This is a genomic window from Pseudoalteromonas sp. MB47, assembly GCF_011319765.1.
GTDB classification, from domain to species: Bacteria; Pseudomonadota; Gammaproteobacteria; order Enterobacterales; family Alteromonadaceae; genus Pseudoalteromonas; species Pseudoalteromonas simplex.
Window position 1 is genome coordinate 263,585 of sequence record NZ_VFBD01000029.1, and the last position, 22,919, is coordinate 286,503.

Here is a 22,919-nt window from a genome sequence, read left to right on the forward strand (position 1 = left end):
CCATAGCCATGCGTGAAGAGCATTCAGAACAAGCCTGCGAGTAAACAATAAAATTGCCATGTAGATACTTGAGCCAATGCCAGCTATTGCCTACAATGGCGCACAATTTATTCAATGCAGATCGCGACTATGACTGATACACAAAAACCAGAATTACCAAACCAACTTTCTATCAACCCACGTAGTAAATTTTATGTGGAAGAAGTTTTCGAGCATGAAATTGGTGTAAAACTTAACGGCAAAGAGCGTTTTGACGTTGAAGAATACAATATCAGCGAAGGCTGGATCAAAATCGCTTCACCAAAAGCGCTTGATCGCCGCGGCCAACCTTTACTATTAAAAGTAAAAGGGACTGTAGAAGTATTCTACAAGTAAATCAGTTTTACTGAACAAGCGTGTTGGTCAATCACTTATTGGCCGACAAGCTTGTATGTAGGGCCTGCTTATAAGCTTCTATTGCGGGAATAAAGGCGGTGATCACCGCTACAATCGTTATCATCAGCACTAATTCAAGTATCTGCCGATTAAAAAGCTCTCTAATTAAAGTCATCAGTTAAACACTCATTACTCAATTTTATTCTGCAACCTATCGCTGTTCGCTAGGACAAGGGCAGTGTTCATCTACTTTTGTATTACATAAGCGAAAGTTAAGCCAATGCCCTGCAATTACAAATAACGACCCTAATAAGGTCAGCACTTTCTCACCAGCTTCACCAATGATATTTTCGCCTAATACTACAGCCGACAATAATAGAGCAAGACCCACAATCCCCAGTATTAATAATTGATATCGTTTATGTTTTTTACACCCTAAAAATAGCGCTAATAAGCTACTTGGCAACACTGCTGCCAACATCCAAAAATGAAATTGCTCGTTACCTAAACCCAGTGCAGCGGCACTTGGTAATAAAACTAATAATACTGGCACAGCTAAGCAGTGAATCGCACACATAGCTGATAACCCTATGGCAAACTTATCCATCATTAATTGTAATTTCACTGAAAAATTCCTAAAAAATAGAACACATGAATTATAAAAAGTGCATCAAGCAAGTTTAGCTTGGCACTCACTGCATACTCCCATCATTTCAAATTGCTTTGTTTGTGAGGTAAAGCCCACATCAGCAAAGTGAGGGAAAAGCTTTGCAACATCACTTTGTGAAACCGCTAAAGTCTCAACTTTTTGGCAATGACGGCAAATCAAAAACAAAGAAATCTCACGCTTAAAAACCTCACTGTCGGTACCGTAAGCAATATATTTGTTAGCACTATTAAGCCTGCGAACAAGGTTTATCGACTCCAAAAAGCTCAAGATTCGATAAACAGACATAACAGATACACTAGAGCTTGTGCGCAGCTTGTAGCAACTGGCCAACTCGTATGCTGATAGCGGCACGTCTGTGGTTAGTAAAATTTGCAGTATTTGCTTGCGCTGAATGGTGAATTTTCTGCCATGCTCAAGGCAAACCTGCTTTGCTTTATTAAGTGTGTTGGTTAATCGCTGTTTATTCATAGCGGCCACTCAATATAAGGTTTTGTTGCTGTCAGCTCTGCTATCCCTTGCGCTTGCTCTGTGATCCACTGTGCTTCGATAACAGATATTGCTTCAGCCCATGCAAATAAAGTAACTGTGACTTTAGAGACGGGCTTATCACAGTTAAACGAGTATTCAACTTCTAAGTCTTGATGTGCATGATGAGTGTGATGCTCAAATGGGTTTTCAAAATTTGCTTGAGTAAGCTTACATTCGCCGTTAAATATCACTAACTGCTGTGAATTTGCTAATTGGGCTAACGTTTGTTTAATAGCTTGCTTTTGCTCAGCTGTTTCGGGCTGATGCTCAAAGCCAAAAATATCTCCAGCCGGTAAAATGAACTTAACCTGCCATTTGTCTTGATCATGAACCACAAAAAGCACTCCCTCACCATGTGAATGATGATGGTGTTGATGCCCTTGAGCTGAAAAAATACATCCAACCATAAAGCATATCACTGCCAACTTTGCTGCTTTCATAACCCGAACCACTCCATTTACCTCACTATAAATATGCTGTTACAAAAAAGAATAAAACTCATTCATCGATTCACACTTGATACATTATAACAATTAAAGCACAATTGATACATTATAACGTACTAAAAGAGTGGTAACTAATGAATAACATATCAAAAATAGCTGTCGTCATAGCGACGTTATTACCAGCCAGTGTCTTGGCGCAATCAATCAAAGGCGTTGTGTTAAATAACCAAGGTAAAGCGGTTGCAAATGCCATAGTTGACCTTGAAGGCTCTGATCAAAAAGTAACAACTAACGACAAAGGTGAGTTTGAAATCAGCGGCTTAAATAACGGCTTAAAAGAGCTGCATATTTCAGCGCCAGGTTATGCTCACTTACATCGAGATATCACACTTGCCAATGACCAAGACCACAGCGCAACCTTTAATCTAAAGCGCTCACCGATTGAAGTGATTGATGTTGAAGCAACGCCGATTCATATGTCGGCAATGGAATCAGCCTCACCTGTTAGTGTGTTATCTGGCGAACAATTAAGACGCCAACAAGCATCAACGCTTGGCGATAGCCTCGAAAAACTACCGGGCGTTAACACAAACTTTCATGCCAAGGTTGCCAGTACGCCTGTGATCCGTGGTTTGAGCGGCCCACGTGTTTTAATTACGCAAAATGGCTTAGATGTAAGTGATGTGTCACGTGTTGGCCCTGATCACTCAGTGGCATCGGAAGCATCAACAGCGCAGCAAATTGAAGTATTACGTGGCCCAGCAACTCTTTTTTATGGCAGCGGTGCAATTGGTGGTGTCGTCAACGTAGTTGATAGTCGAGTACCAACAGACAGCACAACACGTGGTGAATGGAACCTAGAACATAACTCTGTAGATGAGCAAAAAGTTGCTTCGTTTAATGCCACCACAGGAACAGAGTCATTTGCCTTTTATGCTGATGCATTCTGGCGTGAATCAGACGATTACGAAGTACCTGTTGCCGCCGATATTGACGACACAGAGCACAGCTCAAAGTACGTAGTAGAAAACAGTAATGAAGACTCAGATGGCTTTACTTTAGGCACTAGCTATTTATTTGAGCAAGGTTACCTTGGTGTTGCGGTTGAGCAGTTTAACCGCCAATACGGTATTCCTGGCCATACTCATGGTGAAGAAGAAGAGCATGATCACGAAGAAGAGCACAGCGAAGAAGAAGCTGTTTTTGCTGACCTTGAACAAACCAAAGTCCAGCTACTTGGTGAATACAATATCGACAGTGAATGGCTAAGCAAAATTAACTTACGTGCGGGCCACACTGACTACGAACACGCTGAAATCGAACACGGTGCAGTAGGCACAACCTTCAAAAACGAAACCAATGAGCTGCGCGTTGACATTCTGCATAGCCAATTTGATGAGTGGAATGGTGGCGTTAGCTTTCATTACAAAAAAAGTGATGTAGAAGCACAAGGCTCTGAAGCCTTCACTCCTCCGTCGGTTACTGAAAGTATTGCTTTTGCAATTATGGAAGAAAAGCATTTTGGCGATTTTTTAGTGCAATTAGGTGGCCGTGTTGAGCGAGTTACTATTGATGCTAACAATGTACTTTTACCAGACATTGGCGCCCATGCACATGATGAAGACGGTGATGAGCACGACCACGGTCATGATCATGGACACGAAGAATCAAACTACACACGTGTATTTGATGTTGCCCAAGAGTTTACACCGGTAAGCTTATCAACAGGTGTGGTATGGGATTTTACACCGGGTTATAACCTAGGTTTATCGGTATCGCGTTCTGAACGTGCTCCATCTGCTTCTGAGCTGTTATCTTTTGGCCCACACATTGGTACTGCAACTTATGAAGTTGGTGCGCTATTCGACACTCATGATGGTCATTTTGAGCTATCAGAAGAGGCTATCGACTTAGAAACAGCAAATAATATCGACCTGACATTCCGTAAAACCGAGGGTGATATTGGCTTTATCTTCAATGCGTTTTACAACCAAGTAGATAACTATTATTACCAGGTCAACACTGGCCTATACGCTGAAAGCGGTCATGATCACGACCATGGCGATGAACATGCTCACGAAGATGAGCACGATCATTCATCTGAGCTACCTGTTTATTTATTTAAAACAGATGACGTGGTTTTACATGGTTTTGAAGCGCAAGTTGCTTGGCAGCTAACCGACGAATTTAAAGTCGACTTATTCTCAGATTATGTACGCGCTCGCCTAAAAGACGGCGGAGATTTACCGCGTACTCCACCACTGCGTTTTGGTACTGAGTTTAGCTATCAAACAGAGAATCTAACGGCAAATATTCACGTTACGCGCTACCAAGAGCAAGACCGCATAGCACAACAAGAAACCACAACAGACGGCTACACCCTTGTTGATGCCAGTATTTCTTATGACTTATCGGTATTGAACCAAGACCTATCGCTTTATTTAAAAGGCACAAATTTAACGGACACAGAAGCCCGCGTTCATAGCTCATTCTTAAAAGATATTGCACCACGTCCTGGGCGCAGTTTTGCGCTTGGTGTTCGCGGCTACTTCTAAAACAAAATTACAAATAAAGGAAACCTACATGACACACTTATTTAGATTAAAACTATTGGCACTGGCAATTAGTAGCACCCTGATCACCGCATGTGGTGATGCAGAAACAAATATTGTTGAGAAAGATCCTATTGAGGTTCCAGACGACGGTGGTGATGACCATGATCATGACGATGGCTATACCATTGACTCAATGGGCCGTTTAGCGGTTTTATCAGCAGATAGCAACGAAGCGAATATCTTTGATTTAGATGACGACTCGTTACTAGAAACGTTTTCGCTTACTCATGAATCAAGCTCACTAAATGTTTCACCAAGCTACCGTTATGCGGTTATTGCTAACCGTAACCAAGATTACTTAGGTTTTATCGATGGCGGTTTATGGCGTGAAGATCATGGCGAACATTTACATGATTATAAACAAGGCCCAGCATTTAGTGACTACGAGCTAACAACGGGCAGCCGCCCTACTCACATCGTTAAACATGATGGCCAAATGGCCGTGTTTTACGATGGTAATGCCGACGCAGGTACAGTTGCCTCAGTAGAAGTGTTAACTGATAACGATATTACAAACGAAACAGAGACGCTTGCAGGTATTCAGTACGACATCAATATGCACGGTGTTGCAGAGCCTCGTGGCGAGCACCTAGTTGCAACATTGCGTCGTGCTGATAGCGAAAGCACTTCAAACGCTAAAATCCTGCCGGATCAAGTGGGTGTTTTCCACCTTCATGACGGTGAATATGAGCTTGAACAAACATTTGAAGTTACTTGCCCAGATTTACACGGTGCAGCGCAAAACCATGATTATGTAGCATTTGGTTGTGGTGACGGTGTACTGGTAGCCCACCAGCATGATGATGAATATCATGCAGAAAAAATCGCCAATATAGATGCGCTAGGTGATACACGTATTGGCACATTATATGGCCATGAAGGTAGTGAAAGCTTTATTGCAATTGCATCGGGTGTATTTGTAAGTATCAACCCAAGTGAAGCTGAAATGGAAGTACTTGAGTGGCAACTTGATGAAGGCGCAAGTGCTGTATCTTACTCATTCTCAGCAAGCGGTGAGCACTTTTTAGTACTTGATAGCTTAGGCTTTTTAAACGTGCTTGAAGCCCATGAGCACGACGGCCACATGCACTGGGAACTTGCCGGTAAAGTAGATATCACTGAAGAAGACGTAACAACGATGCCAGAAGGCATGAACTTCAGCATGACTGTGTCACAAAATAGTGAGTTTGCTTACGTTGCTGACCCTATCGCTCAGCACGTACTAAAAGTACATATCGAAGATCTTGAAATTGAAGGTGATCTTGAACTGACTTTTGCACCTAGCGCCATCACTTGGTTAGGCATTGCAGAAGAAAGTGACGATCACGACCACTAAGAAGTTATGTTTTATGGTATGACATAGCTCGCAAAGGTTGGCATTTACTGCCAACCTTTTTTTATTCATATTTTGTAACAGACTTTCATCGCATCAGCATCGCTATTTAAAACTGAATAGTTATGATGTAACAGTTCCCAAAATAGGATGTAATCCCATGAAAAAACTAACAACGTTGGCACTGGCCATGGCTGCGACACTAGCACCTTGGGCATCAGCTTACGAAACTAAAGACACGCGCTTACTGCGCTTTCCAGATATTCATAACCAAAACGTTACCTTTGTGTACGGTGGCGATATTTACATTGCTAATACGCAAACTGGCGAGAGCAAACGCTTAACTGACCATATTGGCTTTGAAACCTTCCCTAAGTTTTCACCTGACGGTAAACGCATTGCCTTTGCAGCCGAGTACAATGGCAGCCGCCAAATTTATGTCATTAACAGCGATGGTTCTGGCTTAAAACAACTGACTTACTACAACGATGTTGGCCCAATGCCACCACGCGGCGGTTTTGATTATCGTGTTCTCGATTGGACACCTGATGGCAAAAATGTGGTATTTCGTGCTAACCGTACACCGTGGGGTAAACGTATGGGTCGTCCATACATGGTGCCTGCTGACGGTGGCCTTGAGCAACCTCTGGCTATTCCAGAAACCGGTGGCGGCATGCTTTCGCCAGATGGTAGTAAATATGTTTACACGCCAATTGACCGTGAATTTCGTACTTGGAAGCGCACCCGTGGCGGTCGTGCACAAGATGTCTGGGTTTACGATCTAAAAAACAATACCTCAGAGCAGCTAACCAGTAACCGCGCTACCGATCAGCAACCAACTTGGGTTGGCGACAACATTTACTTTGTATCTGACCGTGATTACACCCTTAACTTGTATCAATACCAAAAAGGCGCTGAGCCTAAGAAGCTGACCAACCATAAAGACTTTGACGTACTGTGGCCATCAGCTGGCCCAAATGCCGTTGTTTATGAAAACGGTGGTTACCTTTACCGCTTTGATCCAAAAACTCAAAAAAGCAGCAAGCTGAGCATTAACATTGCTGGTGTGCGTCAATACGCAATGCCGTACACAAAAAATGTGAGTGACTTTATCGACTCAATGTCGATTTCTCATGATGGTAAGCGTGCACTCTTTACTGCCCGCGGTGAGCTATTTAGCGTACCGGTTAAACAAGGCCCAACACGTAACCTTTCTTACACAGCAAAAGGCCGCGAAATTGACGCAAGTTGGTCGCCAAATGGCCGTTATATTGCTTATATGAGCGATGAAAGTGGCGAATACGAAATTTACTTAAAAGACCGCAGTAAAAATAATGCCACCAAGCAGCTAACCAGCAACGGCACTATTTGGCGTTTTACACCTATTTGGTCACCAGATAGCTCAAAACTGTTATTTGCAGATAAAAACCACACACTCTGGTGGATAGATGCAAAGTCAGGAAAACAACACAAAATTGATACCAGCATCTACGATGAAGAAGGCATTCGCCAATATACTTGGTCGCCAAATAGCGAAGACATTGTGTATGTGAAAAACAATGAAAACCGCTATGCCTCACTGTGGCACTACAATGTTGATAAAAAGAAAGTGACTCGCTTAACGGATGAAATGACCAATGAGCAAAACCCAACTTTCTCTCCTGATGGTCAATACCTGTATTTTAGTTCTGAGCGCGACTTTAACTTAGCCTTTAGCAGCTACGAGTTTGACTACATGTTTAATCGTGCAACGCGTATTTATGCCGCAGCCGTAAATGACAGCATCAAACCACTTATCGCATTACAAAGTGATGAAACAGCGATCGTCAGCGATAAACAAAAAGATGACGACAAGAAAGCGAAAAATACCCTGCAAAGCAGTGACTTTATGCAGCGTGTAACCGCTTTAAATGCGCCAGCTGGAGATTATCGTGGTTTAACGGCAGTAAAAGGTGGCGTGCTAACACTGGCTAATGGTGGCCTACAATTGATAGGCACAGCTCACGACAGCGAGCTTGAAACCGTGGCTAAAGGGGTTCATAGTTATACTATTTCGAGCAACGGTGAACACCTGTTAGTACATGCGGGTAACGATTACAGCTTAATTGAGCCTAAAGCAAAACAAGACCTAGCAGCGAATAAGCTTGATCTTAGTAACATGACCTTAAAAATTGAGCCACAAATTGAATGGCAGCAAATGTATGTTGAAGGCTGGCGTACATTACGTGATTGGTTCTACGACGAAAACCATCACGGCCAAGATTGGGATGCAATTTTAGCTAAGTATCAACCTATGGCTGATGCAATCTCACACCGTAGTGACCTAGATTACATTCTCAGTGAAATCGCAGGTGAAATTAACTCAGGCCACATTTATGTGCAGTCGGGCGATATGCCAAAAGCAGAGCGTAAAAAGCACGGCTTATTGGGTGCAAAACTTGCCAGCGATCCATCTGGATACGTAAAAATTGAGCAAATCTTCCAAGGTGAAAACTGGCATGAAGACTTCCGCTCACCGCTTGGCACAACAGGGGTAAAAGCACATAACGGCGACTACATCATTGCCGTAAATGGCCGCTCAGTAAAAGACGTCGCTAACTTCTACGAATTACTAGAGAACACTCAAGGTGAGCAAGTTGAGCTAGTCCTTAACAGTAAGCCGCGCAGCAAAGGTGCATGGCAAGTTACCGTTAAGCCTGTCGCCAGCGAGCAAGGTTTGCGTTATTTAGACTGGGTTAACTCTCGTGCAGCCTACGTTGATAAGCTATCAAATGGCCGAATTGGTTATGTTCACTTACCAAATACAGCCTACGAAGGTAACCGCGCCATGTTCAAAAACTACATGCCGCAAACTACCAAAGACGCCATGATTATTGATGACCGATACAATGGCGGCGGCTTTATTCCTGAGCACATGATCACTTGGCTTGCTCGTAAACCACTTAACTATTGGAAGCGCCGCGGTGTTGAGCCTACGAAAACACCACAATTTGCTCATGATGGTCCAAAAGCCATGCTGATCAATGGTTACTCAAGTTCAGGCGGTGATGCTATTCCTTACTACTTCCGTCAAGCAGGGTTAGGTAAGCTCATTGGTACCCGCACTTGGGGTGGATTAATTGGTATTTCGGGTAACCCAAGCCTTGTCGATGGCGGCCAAGTTATCGCGGCAACATTCCGCATTTTAGATAACGATGGCAACTGGATCATCGAAAACGAAGGTGTCACCCCAGATATCAAGGTTGTTGACCGCCCAGAGTTAATCTACCAAGGTAAAGATCCATCGATTGAACGTGCCGTAGAAGAGCTATTAAAAGAGCTAAAAGACAACCCGAAAAAGCCACTCAGCGTGCCACCAGCACCGACTGACTTTTAATTTTTAACTGGTTGTTAAAAAGCAAAAAACCCCGCAGCAATGCGGGGTTTATTTTTAATTAAAAGAACTACCTTTTTACTTGTATATACAAATAATACCAATTAGCTTAATTAAGTGGTCTATTTTGAGGCAATAAAACCTCGTTGATAACAAGGCAAAAATTTCGTTATTTAGTTGTTCTAAATCAGAAATTTTTAACGCAGGTAGCGACAGGTTTAATCCCTCAAAATGATTAAGTATTATTGCTGATTGGTATAATTTAAGCTAAGTCAGACCATGCTAAATTGAATTTACGTAAGTATTTTTGTAATCGAGTAGAGTCATTGGCTTGTGCTTTTTTGGTACGACTCACATCAAATAACTCACGCCCAGCTGAAGCCATGCTTGAATGCTGCTCACAAATACTAAGTACATAATTTAACTGAGCAATATCAAACTGATCTAAATTCGCTATTTGCTCTTCTGACAAATAGTGAGCAAGGCGATTAGACGCTTTAGGTTGCACATTAGATTGCCATGAGTCTTGTAACCGTGCGATTTCGTCACTGACATCCGTCACAGTGATACGCGAAGAGCTCGCCAAAGTACATAAACGAGTAATAGCAGAGCTTAAATCACGAAAGTTTCCACGCCATACCGCTTGCTTCGACATAGCAAACTGCTCAAAGAGCTGCTTTGCTTCTTTATTGAATTGAATTCGCTGCCCAGTTTTTTGCTCAAATAAACCCATTTCATAGTCAATATTGGCAGGTATATCTTCTTTTCTGTCTTTTAATGCCGGTAACTGATAGCTCCACAAATTGATACGTGCTAATAAATCTTCACGAAACAGTCCTTTTTCAACTTCGGCTTTTAAATCTTTGTTAGTGCCAGCTATGAGTTGAAAATCACTCGCAACAGTTTGATCACTGCCAACTGGATGAAAGGTCTTATTTTCAATGGCGTGTAACAGCATTGCTTGCTCTTCTAAACCAAGCTCGCCAATTTCATCTAAAAACAGCACACCATTATTTGCAGTGAGTAAGTAACCGCTTCGCTCTTTTTGAGCACCTGTAAAAGCTCCTTTTGTGTGGCCAAACAAAGCAGCCATGGCATTTTCACCACGTAACGTGGCGCAGTTAACCGACACAAGCTCACCTTTTAAAATGGCGCGCTTCTTTTTCAGTTTATAAATTCGCGTTGCCAACTGGCTTTTACCAGCTCCCGTAGGGCCCGTCAGAAGCATAGGATCATCTGAACGAATTGCCACAACTTCAATCTGCGCAATCAACTTATTGAATGCACTGTTTTTAGTTTGAATACCGCCTTTTAAAAATGCATTACCTTCTAAATGCTCTTTATCAAAACGAGTGGCAAGTTGATCATACTTAGATAAGTCCAAATCAATAATTTGAATCTTACCTGTCGCTTTATTTTGATTATGCTTATCGGGTGATGTTTGAATTAAACGCCCAGGAAAATGACCACTCTCGGTTAATAAGAAAATACATATCTGCACAACATGGGTGCCAGTCGTGATATGAAAAAAGTAATCGTGCTGATCAGTATCAAAACGCTGTTGATGACACCAATCATAGAGCTTGGCGTAAACCTCTTCAAAATCCCAAGGGTCTATAAAGTTAATATTTTCAAGGCATACCGTGGTTTCTGGGGAAATCGACTCAATATCTACTGCAACATTATTCGCTAAACGCGAGCTATGAGTATCATGCATCATATACAGCTTATTAACGATGAACTCTTCTTGACTACATAAGCTGACATTGGGTCGCCATCTTGCCCAACGGTCTACGCGCTTACCCACATAGTCTAATTGAGTTCCGAGAATACTCACCACAATCGTACTTTTCAAAATATATCCTTATAGATAGAAACCGTATCCATTTAAATACCAAATAACACTATCGTCAAGTACCTCATCACCCAACACAAACTACAAAAACAGAATAAAAAACATAAAAATCAGCATCTTACAAACTAAAAAACACTCTTTTTTAGTTGTGGCACAGCTCTTGGAATAGAGAAATGTGATTAATTAGGAGTGATTCAAATATCACCCTGGTGCGTTACACACTGTGAACACGTATGCCTAATCACAAAACTATTAATGTAGCTCAGAGGTAGAGCAGCGAAATGATTTCGTCGGTCATGGGTTCGATTCCCATCTTAATACTATAAGTAGCTCAAACAGGTAGAGCACCAAAACCAATTTGGATGTTGCGGGTTCAAATCCCGCCTTAGTCAAAATCGTAACTTTAAATGTTAGTAAGTCGTTGTTTGCGCTGACTGATAAACGCTTAAGCATGAACGATAACAGCAAGCCGGATGCTCCCTGTTATTGCGACGCCCAAAGCCTTTTTCAGTTAACAAATACACACTTGCTAACAATCAATAAGGAAATAGAACATGTTAAGAAAAACACAATTAGTAGCAGAGAACCAAAGAGTGCTCGTTTTTAAAGACCAGCAACTAACAGACGTGTTAATGCCAGGAAAGCACCGTTATTGGGATTTTCAGAATCAGCTTGAGTTTGTCACCTTTGATATTAACTCGCTGTATTTCTCAGAGCGAAATACTGAACGTTTGTACCGTAATAACCCAATCTTGCAACAGCATATAAGTCATTGGAAACTTGAGAACAACGAGCTAGGTATGTTGTACGTTGATGATTTACTACAAGGGGTCGTCGCTCCTGGTGAGCACTTATATATTTGGCAAGATGCAGGGGCTATAAAACTTGAACGAATTACTCTCAACAGCACTCAAGCGGTGCCTGAGCAATTATTAAATTTAGTTAATCGAGCTGGTGCAAATAGCGCAACTCGCTTAATTAGAAGCGAAAAAACAGTCGCAATCAAACCGATCGCCGAGTTTAAAGTCGCGAAAGAGCATGTAGGCTTACTTTACATTAACGGCCATTTTATTGGGAAGTTGCAGCCTGGTATTCATGCATATTGGCAATTTAACCATGATATTGAAGTGAAATGTTATGACTGTAGAACACAAAGCGTAGAAGTATCTGGGCAAGAAATTCTCAGCAAAGACCGAGTTAGCCTGCGCATTAATTTAACTGCCAATATCAAGCTGATGGATGCTGAGCTTGCAGCTAAGAGCGTAGATAAATTGGATGAATTCATCTACAAAACTCTACAACTAGCACTCAGAGAAGCGGTTGGTACAAAAACGCTCGATGATATCTTATTAGATAAGTTGTATATCAATGAAACAGTGAAAGAGCTGGTGATTGAACAACTTAAGGAGATTGGTATTGCTCTATCTGGCGTTGGTGTAAAAGACATTATTTTACCGGGCGAGATGAAAGCCATTTTAAATCAAGTAGTCGAAGCGCAAAAAGCAGCTGAGGCAAATGTAATAAAGCGACGTGAAGAAACATCAGCAACACGCAGCTTACACAACACCGCGAAAGTAATTGAGAACAACCCGACGCTAATGCGCCTTAAAGAGTTAGAGGCATTAGAGAAAGTCGCAGAAAAAATAAATAACTTAACCGTTTATGGCGGCCTTGAAGGGCTAATGAACGGGGTCGTAAAAATAGCCTAACAGGCTAGGACGAGTAAGGAATCAAATTATGTGTAATAACTACAACACAATCGAACAACAAGGACAGGTACCTATAAAGGCATGGACAAAAGGCGTACCGTTTGAAGATGCAGCTATTGCTCAATTAAATAATATTGCGCAAATGTCGCTAGTTCATTCTCATATCGCGGTCATGCCAGATGTTCACATGGGCAAAGGCGCCACAATAGGTAGCGTCATTCCCTCTGTAGATGCGGTGATCCCCGCAGCGGTAGGCGTTGATATTGGTTGCGGCATGGTTGCAACTAAAACAACGTTAACGGCTTCGCAACTGCCCGATAATCTGGCGGCAATTCGTCATGCGTTTGAAGCTGCGGTACCACATGGTCGAACGGGCCGTGGTAGAGGGGCTCGCGACCGAGGTGCTTGGCATAATATTCCTGATGTTGTTGCTGGTGAGTGGCAAAAGCTTGAGAAGCGGTTTGAAAAAATCTGCGTTAAGCACCCTGCAATTAAAAATAGTAATCATGTAAATCACCTAGGTACGATGGGCACAGGCAATCATTTTTTAGAGCTTTGCCTAGATGAAAATAATGCAGTTTGGATCATGCTGCACTCAGGTAGCCGAGGAGTTGGTAACCGCATAGGCACTTACTTTATCGAGTTGGCTAAAAAAGAGATGGAGCGTCATCAAATCAACTTACCTGATATGGATCTTGCGTATCTGAAAGAAGGAAGCGAATACTTTGATGACTATGTTGAGGCTGTAGAATGGGCGCAAGATTTTGCAGCTAAAAACAGAGAGATCATGATGTTTAACGCAATCAAAGCGCTTAAAAAGCAAATACCTATCGCTTTTGAAACCGCGGAGCTTGCTGTTAACTGTCATCATAACTATATCTCGCGTGAGCATCATTTTGGCAAAGATTGTTTTGTAACACGCAAAGGAGCGGTACGTGCACAAAAAGGTGAAATGGGGATCATTCCCGGAAGTATGGGAGCGCGCTCTTTTATTGTTCGCGGCTTAGGAAACCCAGATAGCTTTAATAGCTGTAGTCATGGAGCTGGCCGAGTCATGTCACGTACAAAAGCTAAAAAGGTCTTTAATATTCAAGATCAAATAGCGGCAACCCAAGGGGTAGAATGCCGTAAAGATGCCGCGGTGATTGATGAAATCCCGCATGCGTACAAGGATATTGAAAAGGTTATGGCAGCACAGCAAGACTTGGTTGAGGTTGTACATACACTAAAGCAAATAGTCTGCGTAAAAGGATGATAATGAACTATTTAATAATAGATGGAGCACAAGGTGAAGGCGGAGGGCAAGTACTTCGCACCGCCCTCACCTTATCCATGTTAACCAAGCAAGCCATTGAAGTTGTTAATATTCGGGCCAAGCGAAAAAAGCCAGGCCTGTTACGCCAGCACCTAACCTGTGTGTTAGCAGCACAACAAGTGTGTGATGCCGAAACAGCAGGAGTTGAACTGGGCTCAAACCATATTCGCTTTGCACCTAAACAAATAAAAGCGGGGGATTATCACTTTGCGATTGGCACAGCAGGCAGTACAACGCTTGTATGCCAAACTGTATTACTGGCATTAGCGACAGCAAAGCAGCCCTCTACCATAACCTTTGAGGGTGGCACACATAATGGCATGTCACCTTCACTGTGCTTTTTTGAGCACTGTTATTTGCCAGCTTTAGCAAAAATGGGGGTACATTGCGAGCTTACAGTTACCAAGTATGGCTTTTACCCTGCCGGTGGTGGCAAATGGCAGTTAACCATTTACCCGTGTAAAACATTAAAGCCCTTTGCGCATTTTGCACCGCCAACTAAGGATGCCATAAAGTCAATTAAAGTACTTGTTAACAAGTTACCGGGACATGTTGCGAAGCGTGAAATTAGCACAGTAAAACAATATCTTGATTGGACAAGCGCTGAAACCACGATAACTCGTGTAGAAAGTATTGGAGCAGGAAACAGCTTGCAGCTACATATAACATCAGACACTCATAACAGTATTTTTGAAGTTATTGGTCAACATGGCGTTGCAGCACAAAAGGTGGCTCTCAAAGCGGTAAAGCAGGTTAAACAATTTACCCAATCAGCAGCGGCAGTAGAAGAACATCTGGCAGATCAGTTGCTCTTGCCATTAGCTTTAGCCGGTAAAGGCGAGTTCAAAACCAATGAACCAAGCTTGCACAGCTTAACCAATGCAGAGGTTATAAAAACGCTTTTGCATGTAGAGATAACGTTTACTCAGCTTGATGATAACCTTTGGCAGGTATCATTAACTGATACCTAATTAGGATGATCGGCAATGGAAAACACATTAAAACATGTTTATTTAGTAGGCGGTGCAGTTCGCGACAAATTGCTAAACAGAGCGCCAGCTGAACAAGACTTTGTTGTTGTGGGTGAAACACCTGAAACCATGTTAGCCCTAGGCTTTGAAACTGTTGGTAGAGATTTTCCAGTATTTTTACATCCAACCACCAAGCAAGAATATGCCTTAGCTCGCACTGAACGAAAGCAAGGTCGTGGCTACAAAGGGTTCACGGTGAATGCTAGTACCAGCGTAACTTTAGAAGATGACCTTGCGCGACGAGACTTAACTATTAATGCAATGGCGATGAGTGCCGATGGCGAGCTTGTAGACCCATTTAACGGCCAACAAGATTTAAATAACAAGGTACTTAGACATACATCAGCAGCATTTGCTGAAGATCCATTACGTGTATTGAGAGTGGCTCGATTTTTAGCTCGTTTTGGTGAAAGCTTTAGTATACATCCGGAAACCAAGGCATTAATGATGCAAATACACCAACAAGGTGAATTAGCTTATTTAACGCCAGAACGGGTTTGGAAAGAAACCGAAAAAGCACTTGCTGAGCCCCACCCTGAGCTTTACTTCAAGACGTTGTATGGTTTAGGTGTGTTTCCAGAAATAGATGCAATGAGTGGTGTTCCCCAACCAAAAGAACACCACCCAGAGGGCGATGTTTACACTCATACACTGTTAGTTTTGCAAAGAGCGGCTCAGCTAAATTTTGATGCAGAAACTCGCTTTGCCGCATTAACGCATGATTTTGGCAAGGCGACGAGCTTTGAGCTAAACGGCAATTTACATGGCCATGAACAACGCGGCGTGGCAATTATCAAGGCGTTTTGTCAGCGTTTAAAAGTACCTAAACGATTTTATGAGCTGGCAGCATTAACCAGTGACAATCATACGCGTTGTCACAAAATCGCACAGCTAACACCAAAAACATTACATAAATTACTTGTCGACAAGCTAAATGCGCAAAATAAGCCTGCGCGGTTTTTGCAGTTTTTGGATGCGTGTCAGTGTGATGCGCAAGGACGGGGACCAAGTTTTATACATCGGCCTTATGCGCAACGAACACTTGCACTGGATTTAGTAAAACAACTAAACAAACTAAATAAAAAAGCACTTGTGCAACAAGCAATACAGCAAGGTAAAAGCGGCATAGCCATCGGAAAAGCAGTTCGCGAAGCAGAAATAAAGCAACTACGTGATTACTTCACGGAGCAAATTAGTAAGGAAACAAAATGAATAACACAACAGCACACTCAGCAATCGATGACAGTGTAAGAGCTGAAATAATGCGACGCATAAAAGCGGCAGAAGCAGAACATAACGTTAAAGTGTTATTTGCTATTGAGTCGGGTAGCCGAGCATGGGGATTTGCAAGTCCTAACAGTGATTATGATGTACGCTTTATTTATGCGCATGCTAAAGATTGGTATGTAGCAATTGATGTTGAAGAGCAAAGAGATATAATTGAATACCCAATCGTCGATGAAATCGATATAAATGGTTGGGATATTCGTAAAGCACTCAAGCTATTCAGCAAATCAAATCCCGCGTTTATTGAGTGGATACAATCACCCATAGTGTATGTTGATGATGGCTTTTTTGCTGCACATGCAAAGCGACTAATGCCACAGATAGTGTCATCTCATAAAGGCATTTATCATTACTTGCATATGGCTAAAGGTAACTTTAGAGAGTATCTAAAAAAAGAGCGTGTTCCGCTGAAAAAATACTTTTACGTATTACGGCCACTACTGGCGATTATGTGGCTCGAAAAATACGATGAACCAGCTCCGATTGAGTTTGATAAACTAAGGGAGCTTGTCAAAGAGAACCTTGCATTGGATGCTGCGATTTCAGATTTGCTCGCCCGAAAACGGGTAAGCTTAGAAAAAGAATACGCGCCAGCTGTGCCTGTAATTAATGAGTTTATCGAAGCAGAGTTAACACGGCATGAAAACTACACAGCTAACGTAAAGAAGAAAGTCGTCGATTTTGATGCTTTAAATCAGTTATTTAAAGAAACATTAGCAAGATACAGTGAGTCCTAAAACTCACTGTATCTGTTTTTCTACAAGTATTGATTTACAACATCAACTAAAGTTTCAATGAGTGCCTCATCCATATATTGGTACTCGTCGGGTATATCGAGTACATGAACCGGCTTGTGCTGCAATAAACGGCTAAACTGCGCTTTAAGACGTTGTTTATGCTTATGTTCCATCACAAAAATTATATCTGCCCAATTAATATCAGCAGTTGTTACCGTGTGCCTTGCTCGTGGGCTTGTGCCTGCAGAGCGGGCTTTAATGCCATTGTATTGGTTGAATACCTTTTCTGCCGTTGGGCTACGCCACTGGTTACGGCTACATAGATACCCAAGCCACCTCAAAATACAGAATTCAGCGTTTCACAGGCGCTTAACATCAAGGCGTTACTTTGCAAGAATGGCAGTCCCTTTTAAGAAGTAACAACGATGAGAGTAAGTGGCTGTGAAGCGCCCAAAGGGTTGGTTTAAAAGCGATTTATACTGCGTTATTGATCTTAACAATAGAACCACTATTACTTGCAATCAATGCCTTGCCTAAATCGCTTTTAATTCCAACTGAAACTCGCATCTTGAGGCGGTTTGGGTATCAACAGTTTTCCATGTTGTTTGCTAACCTTTTCCTTTGTGAGTCTGGCTAAATTCAGGGCCCTTAAACGTACGAATGGGGTTACCCCGTTGCAGCTCATTGTGTTGTTGCCACCGCGACTTTTGCTGCTGGCTTGCAGCCTGCTGAGCTTGCTCTGCCAGTTTTTGCATTAGCAAAACTCGGGCTAAACGCTTATTCGCATGCTGACTTCGTTCACTCTCTACGCGAACAGCAATTCCTGTCGCAACATGGGTAGCACGAACAGCCGAATCAGTGGTGTTTACATGTTGGCCTCCCGCGCCACTTGCGCGGCATTGCTGAAAGCGGATCTCGCTATCAAATTTTTGCTCTGCTATTTCAAATAGTTGACCGCCAAAGTACCAGTTTTTACGCTTATGCCTCGCTCTGAATGGGCTTTGACAAACCCACAACATCGAGCCATGCCATTGCTGAGCAAACTGTTTTAAAATTCGCGGCTCAGCATCGGTTAATTCAAGCAATACCGATTTGTAGCAGCCTGAAAGTTCAGCTTGCTCTACAGCAAGAGGATTCACCTTAATAGCTAATGTTTTAGCATCACACTCAAGGCGCTTAACAGCCATAGCCACCGCTTTACAGCATTCTAAAGGACCCGCCCCTGACGATAATTGCACTAAGATCATCCGCACGCTCCTTGTGTTTTAAAGGTAAGCACAGGCTTTAATTTGGCAATTACAGTAACCAGCCCAGCATCAACAAGGTCATCAATAACTGTTTGGCAGTCTTTGTAAGCTTGTGGTGCTTCATCATAAAGCAGCGTTTTATCATTACAGATCACCCTGCTACCAAACGCAGTGCGATATAAATCTTCCTTTTTAAACTTGTGACTCAAACGGCCTTGGCATTCTCCACGCTTCCATTTGCGACCAGCGCCATGTGCAAGGGAGCGCAAGTTTACGTTTTGCTCAGCCGTTGGCTTAACTAAGTAACTGTAATCACCGCGAGAGCCCGGGATCATCACAGCCCCTTGATCGCTAGGTGTAGCGCCTTTTCGATGTAACCAGCCTGCTTGTCCTGCAATCTGTGATTGACTTACAAGGTTATGATTTACATCTAAAACCTGTTCGCCACCAGCGCGAATAGCTTGTAAAAAACGCCGTGTGATCAGTTCTCGGTTTAACTGAGCCCAACGCAGTGCTTCGTCATGTTTAGCCATATAATCTGTAAAGGCATCACTTTCTACCTCAAGGCCATCATGGTTATGCTCTGCAATATGCTTAACTAAAATAGCTTGCCCTAACCCTCTAGAGCCAGAATGCACCAATAGCTGCAATTGTTTAGGTTGTAGGCCTAAAGCAAGTAACGCTTGTTGATCAAACACCTCTTCAATCGCCTGAAATTCAGCGAAATGATTGCCACCACCTATGGTGCCAAGGGCGCTATCAAAACCAGTTTGTGTGATAGCCAGTTCATGTTTTCGCTCGCTAATCAGTGTGTGCCAACTATCATCTAGCGGCTGTTCAACATCGCTTAAGCGTTTTGCGAGCTTATCTACATTTAACTTGGCTAACTTAGTATTGGTTTGCCAAAGCGACATACCGCAGCCAATATCATTCCCCACTAAAGCGGGGTAAATTCTACCTTCTGTAAAAAAGGCAGCCCCAATGGGGTAACCTCGACCTGGGTGTAAATCGGGCATACCCGCTACAGCATGCATACCAGGTAATTCAGAAGTTTTAATTAATTGTTGTATTGCTAGCCCTTCAATCCACGACTCTTTAGACGCAATAAGGCTAGTGTTATCAGTAAGTTTTTGGACGGACTTGCCCATAATACCAATTCCTTTCTCTGCAATAGAAAAATGCTAACGAAAAATGATTTGGCAGGTCTTTGATTAATTGATCAGGCTTAGCTTTGAAAAGCTAATAAAGAAATAGCTTCGAGCTAGGCAAGAAAACGACCTGCAAAGGAACAAGTTGTATAAGTCATATTGTTTACTCCTCTACAGTGTGTGAATGGTTAAAATCGCGGCGATTGTAAACACCTTAAAAAGTGAAAGCAACTAAAAAATAATCAATCGATGTTAATTACGCCCTGTTTAAATGTTCATCACAACGTGAAAAATGTGCAATTAAGCGCCTATGGGTTGTCATCTAGAGAAAATTTGAGCAATCAAAAATGCCTTAAAAATAATAACAAGAGTGACTGCAAGGTTACTCAAAAAGGATACAGCTCATGTTAGCAGCGCAGCTGAACTACCAAAAGCGATTGATGCCGCCTTTCAATCTGCGGTGAGTGCGAAAACTGTGCCGGGCATTACTGTCACGGTGACTGTGGTTAAAAACGTTAATGGTGATAACAGCGCAGATGTATTTGCGCTTGCCCTACAAACCCTAAGCTATTATCACCAAGACCATTGATTTGTTTAAGGCAGCTTAATTATAGCTGCCCTTGTAACCTCGTTTTTGTCTCTTTTAAGTAATCTGGGTAAGGATAAGAGTCATCGGCAACAGCGATTGCAGCCTCAATTTGAACTAATGCTTGGCGAACATTACCTTGCATTTCATAGCCATATGACAAAGCTGACAGTGCATACGCTGATTTAGGGTAGTTTTTGATATTGTACTTAAACACCTCAATAGCCCGCTCAAATTGCTGGTTATCCGTTAAGCTGTAACCCAGCATCCGAACAGCGCGGTCTGGTGGCGCTATTTGCTCACCCCATTGCTGAGATAAACGTTGATAATAAGCATCAATTGATGAAACATCATCGCCTAGTGCACTCAAAGGCATATGTTTAGATAAAAATAAGCCATGGTACGCATTAAATGCCCCAGCGGCTGAGGTTAGGTTATGTGAAACGCCTGCAAAGGCATCGCTCTTAAAGCGCAAATTTTGCACCTTACTATTTTGCACTGTTTGCTGCATATTATTGTATCTTTCGCGCATAATGCCGGCTTCTTCGCCGATATTCATATATACATAGCTGTTAATACTTTTGGCTTTAGTAACAAAGGTATTTAAACTTTTAGCCGGGGCGCCATAGTTCCACCATACCGCAGGGCTATAAGCAATGTGCGCTTGAAATAACTCAGGATCAGCCTGCATAGCATAAAGAGCAAATACACCCGCAGCTGAGGCTCCGGCAATAACTCTATAATCATGAGTACGATACTGATTATTAACCAAAGGCATCAGTTCTTGCTCTACAAAAGCTAAAAACTTTGCTGCACCACCGCCTTCGCCAACAGGCCCTTGTGGTTCTTTGTTCACTGTCGGATAAAAATCTCTAAGTCGATTAGTGCTTTCAATCGCAACTACAATCACCTCTGGCGCTTGATCATTTTCTTGTAAGCGCTCTAGCACAGCATTAATCAATGGTAAATTACCAGCCCCATCCAAACGATAAATAACGGGATACTTTTTGTTTGGATGTGTTTGATAGCTTTTAGGTAATTGCACAACGACAGTGCGTTGCTCAGTAAGATTACTTGATTCGATAGTATGCGTATGCTGGCTGTAATGTGTAACCGCATCATCTGCAGCTGGTTGAGCCATTACATGACTAGTACAGAGTAAAAAACCACTAATACAGAGTAACTTAAATAGTCGCACGACTTATCCTTAAGAAATATTGGTAATTTTTTAAGCTAACAGAATTGCAGGTACAAAAAAAGGCGCATATTGCGCCTTAATGTCATCTGTTAACTAATTTGGAAAGTGAGCGCTGATCACTTTTCTTTAAAAATCAGTATCAGTTTTTTGCGTATATTCAAACAAAGTTGGAAAGTAGGATCTCGCGTTTAGTCACCAGGGTTAATCCCTATAGTAAACAAAGAAGGAAAGTGAACAATAACACTTTGAACTGCTCGAGAAGGCGAAATTACGTCAATCATCACCAGATGAGTAGTGGTTGTCTATAGGGTGCTATTTAAAGTTTAAAGGGGTGTTTTGCTAGTTGTATTTGCAACTATAAGTTTTCATTTCTTTAGTACAATTTAGTTCTTTAAACCCTTTCGCCGCTTCAATTCAGTAACGCTAGTATTCAGCATTGTTTGTTGTTTATCATTGTGGATGTTTTAGTTTCCTTGGCTACAATAAGATTCTGTAAGCAATTTGGATTGATATTATGATCGTGACTGTTGGTAAAAATGGAGCTATTCCACTGCCTGAAGAAGAGTTATCAGGTGGTATTAAACTACAAATTGGTGATATTTTACTTTGTACATTAGCGGAAAATAAACAATCAATTCAACTTAAAAAGTATGAAGATCAAACGTTAACCGACGAACAAATAGAAGCACATGGTTCGTTGACACGAGTCGTACAACTAAACCCTGAAAATTTTGAGTGAGCTCGTACATGTCACTATTGCTTACTTCCGCTTTTCACTCTTTCCAGTCTTAAATCAGTTGATAACTGTAAGATATGATTACCTAAGTACAGAAAGATGCTCCAACTAAACGTCAAGCAGCTTATTTATGTGAATTATCGAAATTGCCTTGAGTACGTAACCAGAACTCGAATGACATTCCTGTCACAACCTCAAGCTTCTTAGCCAAGGCCATATCAATTCGCGCTTTCTCATTCAGAAAATCATAAAAATACTCCTCGGTGATATCTAGGCTATTAATAATATCCCAGATACCAAGTCCATTTGCCGTAGCTTTAGATAAATACAATCCCTCAAAATAACGCGCTGGATGTAAAGCAGTCTTGTTTTCTGGAACATCGACAAATCCGCTACTCGTTTTAGCATCAAAAATTGCCTTGTCCTCTATCAAGGCATCAATATCTAAGCGTTTTTGTTTATTGCCATAATCCACTCCATTACTCATCGTAAGCCAAGTCGCTTGGGGAAAGATTTTCTCTATTAATACTCGCGTATTACCGATTAATTCTTTTTCGCTAGCAGCCTGACGGCTTAATGCAATGCTCACTCGACCTTTATCACCATGGCCAACCAAGGCGTCACCGAATCCGCTTTCATATAGCTTGTCGTCAATTTCATCCATTGATAGTGCCGGTTCGCCAACACTGAATCTTAATTCAACTTCGTATACATCCACGTTAAACACCTC

The 22,919-nt window shown here is 42.1% G+C and carries 20 protein-coding genes and 1 tRNA gene; 12 read left to right on the forward strand and 9 right to left on the reverse strand.

All coding sequences use genetic code 11. The features are described from left to right. Positions 1-129 precede the first annotated feature (129 nt). Positions 130-375 carry a DUF3297 family protein gene (locus tag IMPJCBKJ_RS17475; protein ID WP_171040424.1) on the forward strand — a complete coding sequence of 82 codons (246 nt, stop codon included), beginning with the start codon at positions 130-132 and terminating at the stop codon, positions 373-375. A 211-nt stretch (positions 376-586) separates the two neighbouring features. On the opposite strand, the gene IMPJCBKJ_RS17480 is transcribed toward IMPJCBKJ_RS17475, so the two are convergent. From IMPJCBKJ_RS17480 to IMPJCBKJ_RS17490, 3 genes are read right to left on the reverse strand one after another with little or no spacing between them, the layout of a single operon-like run. Further along, positions 587-1,000 (reverse strand): MerC domain-containing protein, encoded by a 414-nt coding sequence (locus IMPJCBKJ_RS17480; protein WP_346774173.1) that lies wholly within the window; start codon positions 998-1,000, stop codon positions 587-589. 45 nt (positions 1,001-1,045) lie between these two features. Further along, a complete protein-coding gene (locus IMPJCBKJ_RS17485) occupies positions 1,046-1,513 on the reverse strand; it encodes a transcriptional repressor (RefSeq protein WP_138599131.1) in 468 nt (155 codons plus the stop codon). Beyond that, positions 1,510-2,013 (reverse strand): DUF2796 domain-containing protein, encoded by a 504-nt coding sequence (locus tag IMPJCBKJ_RS17490; protein ID WP_166341286.1) that lies wholly within the window; start codon positions 2,011-2,013, stop codon positions 1,510-1,512. The genes IMPJCBKJ_RS17485 and IMPJCBKJ_RS17490 overlap by 4 nt, the downstream gene beginning before the upstream one ends. Positions 2,014-2,153: 140 nt before the next feature. On the opposite strand from IMPJCBKJ_RS17490, the gene IMPJCBKJ_RS17495 reads away from it, so the two are divergent. The 3 genes from IMPJCBKJ_RS17495 (at position 2,154) to IMPJCBKJ_RS17505 (ending at position 9,343) form a co-directional block, all read left to right on the forward strand. Beyond that, positions 2,154-4,574, forward strand: a complete 2,421-nt coding sequence (locus IMPJCBKJ_RS17495; RefSeq protein ID WP_166341288.1) for a TonB-dependent receptor — start codon at positions 2,154-2,156, stop codon at positions 4,572-4,574. A 28-nt stretch (positions 4,575-4,602) separates the two neighbouring features. After that, entirely contained in the window at positions 4,603-5,970 is a 1,368-nt protein-coding gene (locus IMPJCBKJ_RS17500; protein ID WP_166341290.1) for a 5-methyltetrahydrofolate--homocysteine methyltransferase, read from the forward strand. Positions 5,971-6,127: 157 nt separating this feature from the next. Next, complete coding sequence (locus IMPJCBKJ_RS17505) at positions 6,128-9,343, forward strand: S41 family peptidase (protein ID WP_166341291.1); 3,216 nt, start codon at positions 6,128-6,130, stop codon at positions 9,341-9,343. Between the two features lie 259 nt (positions 9,344-9,602). Here the strand turns inward: IMPJCBKJ_RS17505 and rtcR are convergent, their stop codons facing one another. Continuing rightward, positions 9,603-11,195 carry an RNA repair transcriptional activator RtcR gene (gene rtcR / locus IMPJCBKJ_RS17510; protein WP_206004300.1) on the reverse strand — a complete coding sequence of 531 codons (1,593 nt, stop codon included), beginning with the start codon at positions 11,193-11,195 and terminating at the stop codon, positions 9,603-9,605. Positions 11,196-11,445: 250 nt separating this feature from the next. On the opposite strand from rtcR, the gene IMPJCBKJ_RS17515 reads away from it, so the two are divergent. From IMPJCBKJ_RS17515 to IMPJCBKJ_RS17540, 6 genes are all read left to right on the forward strand, one after another. Then, a tRNA-Ser gene (locus tag IMPJCBKJ_RS17515) sits at positions 11,446-11,516 on the forward strand. A gap of 233 nt (positions 11,517-11,749) precedes the next feature. Then, positions 11,750-12,904: a slipin family protein gene (locus IMPJCBKJ_RS17520; protein ID WP_166341293.1), complete on the forward strand. Its 1,155-nt coding sequence runs from the start codon at positions 11,750-11,752 to the stop codon at positions 12,902-12,904. A 28-nt stretch (positions 12,905-12,932) separates the two neighbouring features. Beyond that, entirely contained in the window at positions 12,933-14,159 is a 1,227-nt protein-coding gene (locus IMPJCBKJ_RS17525) for an RtcB family protein (protein ID WP_166341295.1), read from the forward strand. Between the two features lie 2 nt (positions 14,160-14,161). After that, entirely contained in the window at positions 14,162-15,190 is a 1,029-nt protein-coding gene (rtcA, locus tag IMPJCBKJ_RS17530) for an RNA 3'-terminal phosphate cyclase (protein WP_166341297.1), read from the forward strand. 15 nt (positions 15,191-15,205) lie between these two features. After that, positions 15,206-16,462 carry a multifunctional CCA addition/repair protein gene (locus tag IMPJCBKJ_RS17535; RefSeq protein WP_166341299.1) on the forward strand — a complete coding sequence of 419 codons (1,257 nt, stop codon included), beginning with the start codon at positions 15,206-15,208 and terminating at the stop codon, positions 16,460-16,462. Continuing rightward, positions 16,459-17,274, forward strand: a complete 816-nt coding sequence (locus tag IMPJCBKJ_RS17540; protein ID WP_166341301.1) for a nucleotidyltransferase domain-containing protein — start codon at positions 16,459-16,461, stop codon at positions 17,272-17,274. Before IMPJCBKJ_RS17535 ends, IMPJCBKJ_RS17540 begins: the two co-directional genes overlap by 4 nt. Positions 17,275-17,294: 20 nt before the next feature. Here IMPJCBKJ_RS17540 and IMPJCBKJ_RS17545 read toward each other — a convergent pair whose 3' ends face one another. The 3 genes from IMPJCBKJ_RS17545 to IMPJCBKJ_RS17555 all read right to left on the reverse strand — a co-directional run bounded on the left by IMPJCBKJ_RS17545 (position 17,295) and on the right by IMPJCBKJ_RS17555 (position 19,669). Next, on the reverse strand, positions 17,295-17,615 hold the full coding sequence (locus IMPJCBKJ_RS17545) for a phosphotyrosine protein phosphatase (RefSeq protein WP_206004302.1): 321 nt from the start codon (positions 17,613-17,615) through the stop codon (positions 17,295-17,297). Positions 17,616-17,882: 267 nt separating this feature from the next. Then, positions 17,883-18,521 carry a peptide chain release factor H gene (gene prfH, locus IMPJCBKJ_RS17550; protein WP_166341303.1) on the reverse strand — a complete coding sequence of 213 codons (639 nt, stop codon included), beginning with the start codon at positions 18,519-18,521 and terminating at the stop codon, positions 17,883-17,885. Next, on the reverse strand, positions 18,518-19,669 hold the full coding sequence (locus tag IMPJCBKJ_RS17555) for an RNA ligase RtcB family protein (RefSeq protein ID WP_166341305.1): 1,152 nt from the start codon (positions 19,667-19,669) through the stop codon (positions 18,518-18,520). The genes prfH and IMPJCBKJ_RS17555 overlap by 4 nt, the downstream gene beginning before the upstream one ends. A gap of 370 nt (positions 19,670-20,039) precedes the next feature. On the opposite strand from IMPJCBKJ_RS17555, the gene IMPJCBKJ_RS17560 reads away from it, so the two are divergent. Further along, a complete protein-coding gene (locus IMPJCBKJ_RS17560; RefSeq protein WP_166341307.1) occupies positions 20,040-20,258 on the forward strand; it encodes a hypothetical protein in 219 nt (72 codons plus the stop codon). Positions 20,259-20,277: 19 nt separating this feature from the next. Here the strand turns inward: IMPJCBKJ_RS17560 and IMPJCBKJ_RS17565 are convergent, their stop codons facing one another. Then, entirely contained in the window at positions 20,278-21,396 is a 1,119-nt protein-coding gene (locus IMPJCBKJ_RS17565; RefSeq protein WP_166341369.1) for an alpha/beta hydrolase-fold protein, read from the reverse strand. Between the two features lie 571 nt (positions 21,397-21,967). On the opposite strand from IMPJCBKJ_RS17565, the gene IMPJCBKJ_RS17570 reads away from it, so the two are divergent. Continuing rightward, positions 21,968-22,192 (forward strand): hypothetical protein, encoded by a 225-nt coding sequence (locus tag IMPJCBKJ_RS17570; protein WP_166341309.1) that lies wholly within the window; start codon positions 21,968-21,970, stop codon positions 22,190-22,192. Between the two features lie 121 nt (positions 22,193-22,313). Here the strand turns inward: IMPJCBKJ_RS17570 and IMPJCBKJ_RS17575 are convergent, their stop codons facing one another. Next, a complete protein-coding gene (locus IMPJCBKJ_RS17575) occupies positions 22,314-22,907 on the reverse strand; it encodes a hypothetical protein (RefSeq protein ID WP_166341311.1) in 594 nt (197 codons plus the stop codon). Between the last annotated feature and the right edge of the window lie 12 nt (positions 22,908-22,919).

Coding starts and splice junctions, on each gene's coding strand:
- IMPJCBKJ_RS17475 (WP_171040424.1), top strand. CDS start 130: ATGACTGATACACAAAAACCAGAATTACCAAACCAACTTTCTATCAAC.
- IMPJCBKJ_RS17485 (WP_138599131.1), bottom strand. CDS start 1,513: ATGAATAAACAGCGATTAACCAACACACTTAATAAAGCAAAGCAGGTT.
- IMPJCBKJ_RS17490 (WP_166341286.1), bottom strand. CDS start 2,013: ATGAAAGCAGCAAAGTTGGCAGTGATATGCTTTATGGTTGGATGTATT.
- IMPJCBKJ_RS17495 (WP_166341288.1), top strand. CDS start 2,154: ATGAATAACATATCAAAAATAGCTGTCGTCATAGCGACGTTATTACCA.
- IMPJCBKJ_RS17500 (WP_166341290.1), top strand. CDS start 4,603: ATGACACACTTATTTAGATTAAAACTATTGGCACTGGCAATTAGTAGC.
- IMPJCBKJ_RS17505 (WP_166341291.1), top strand. CDS start 6,128: ATGAAAAAACTAACAACGTTGGCACTGGCCATGGCTGCGACACTAGCA.
- IMPJCBKJ_RS17520 (WP_166341293.1), top strand. CDS start 11,750: ATGTTAAGAAAAACACAATTAGTAGCAGAGAACCAAAGAGTGCTCGTT.
- IMPJCBKJ_RS17525 (WP_166341295.1), top strand. CDS start 12,933: ATGTGTAATAACTACAACACAATCGAACAACAAGGACAGGTACCTATA.
- rtcA (WP_166341297.1), top strand. CDS start 14,162: ATGAACTATTTAATAATAGATGGAGCACAAGGTGAAGGCGGAGGGCAA.
- IMPJCBKJ_RS17535 (WP_166341299.1), top strand. CDS start 15,206: ATGGAAAACACATTAAAACATGTTTATTTAGTAGGCGGTGCAGTTCGC.
- IMPJCBKJ_RS17540 (WP_166341301.1), top strand. CDS start 16,459: ATGAATAACACAACAGCACACTCAGCAATCGATGACAGTGTAAGAGCT.
- prfH (WP_166341303.1), bottom strand. CDS start 18,521: ATGATCTTAGTGCAATTATCGTCAGGGGCGGGTCCTTTAGAATGCTGT.
- IMPJCBKJ_RS17555 (WP_166341305.1), bottom strand. CDS start 19,669: ATGGGCAAGTCCGTCCAAAAACTTACTGATAACACTAGCCTTATTGCG.
- IMPJCBKJ_RS17565 (WP_166341369.1), bottom strand. CDS start 21,396: ATGGCTCAACCAGCTGCAGATGATGCGGTTACACATTACAGCCAGCAT.
- IMPJCBKJ_RS17570 (WP_166341309.1), top strand. CDS start 21,968: ATGATCGTGACTGTTGGTAAAAATGGAGCTATTCCACTGCCTGAAGAA.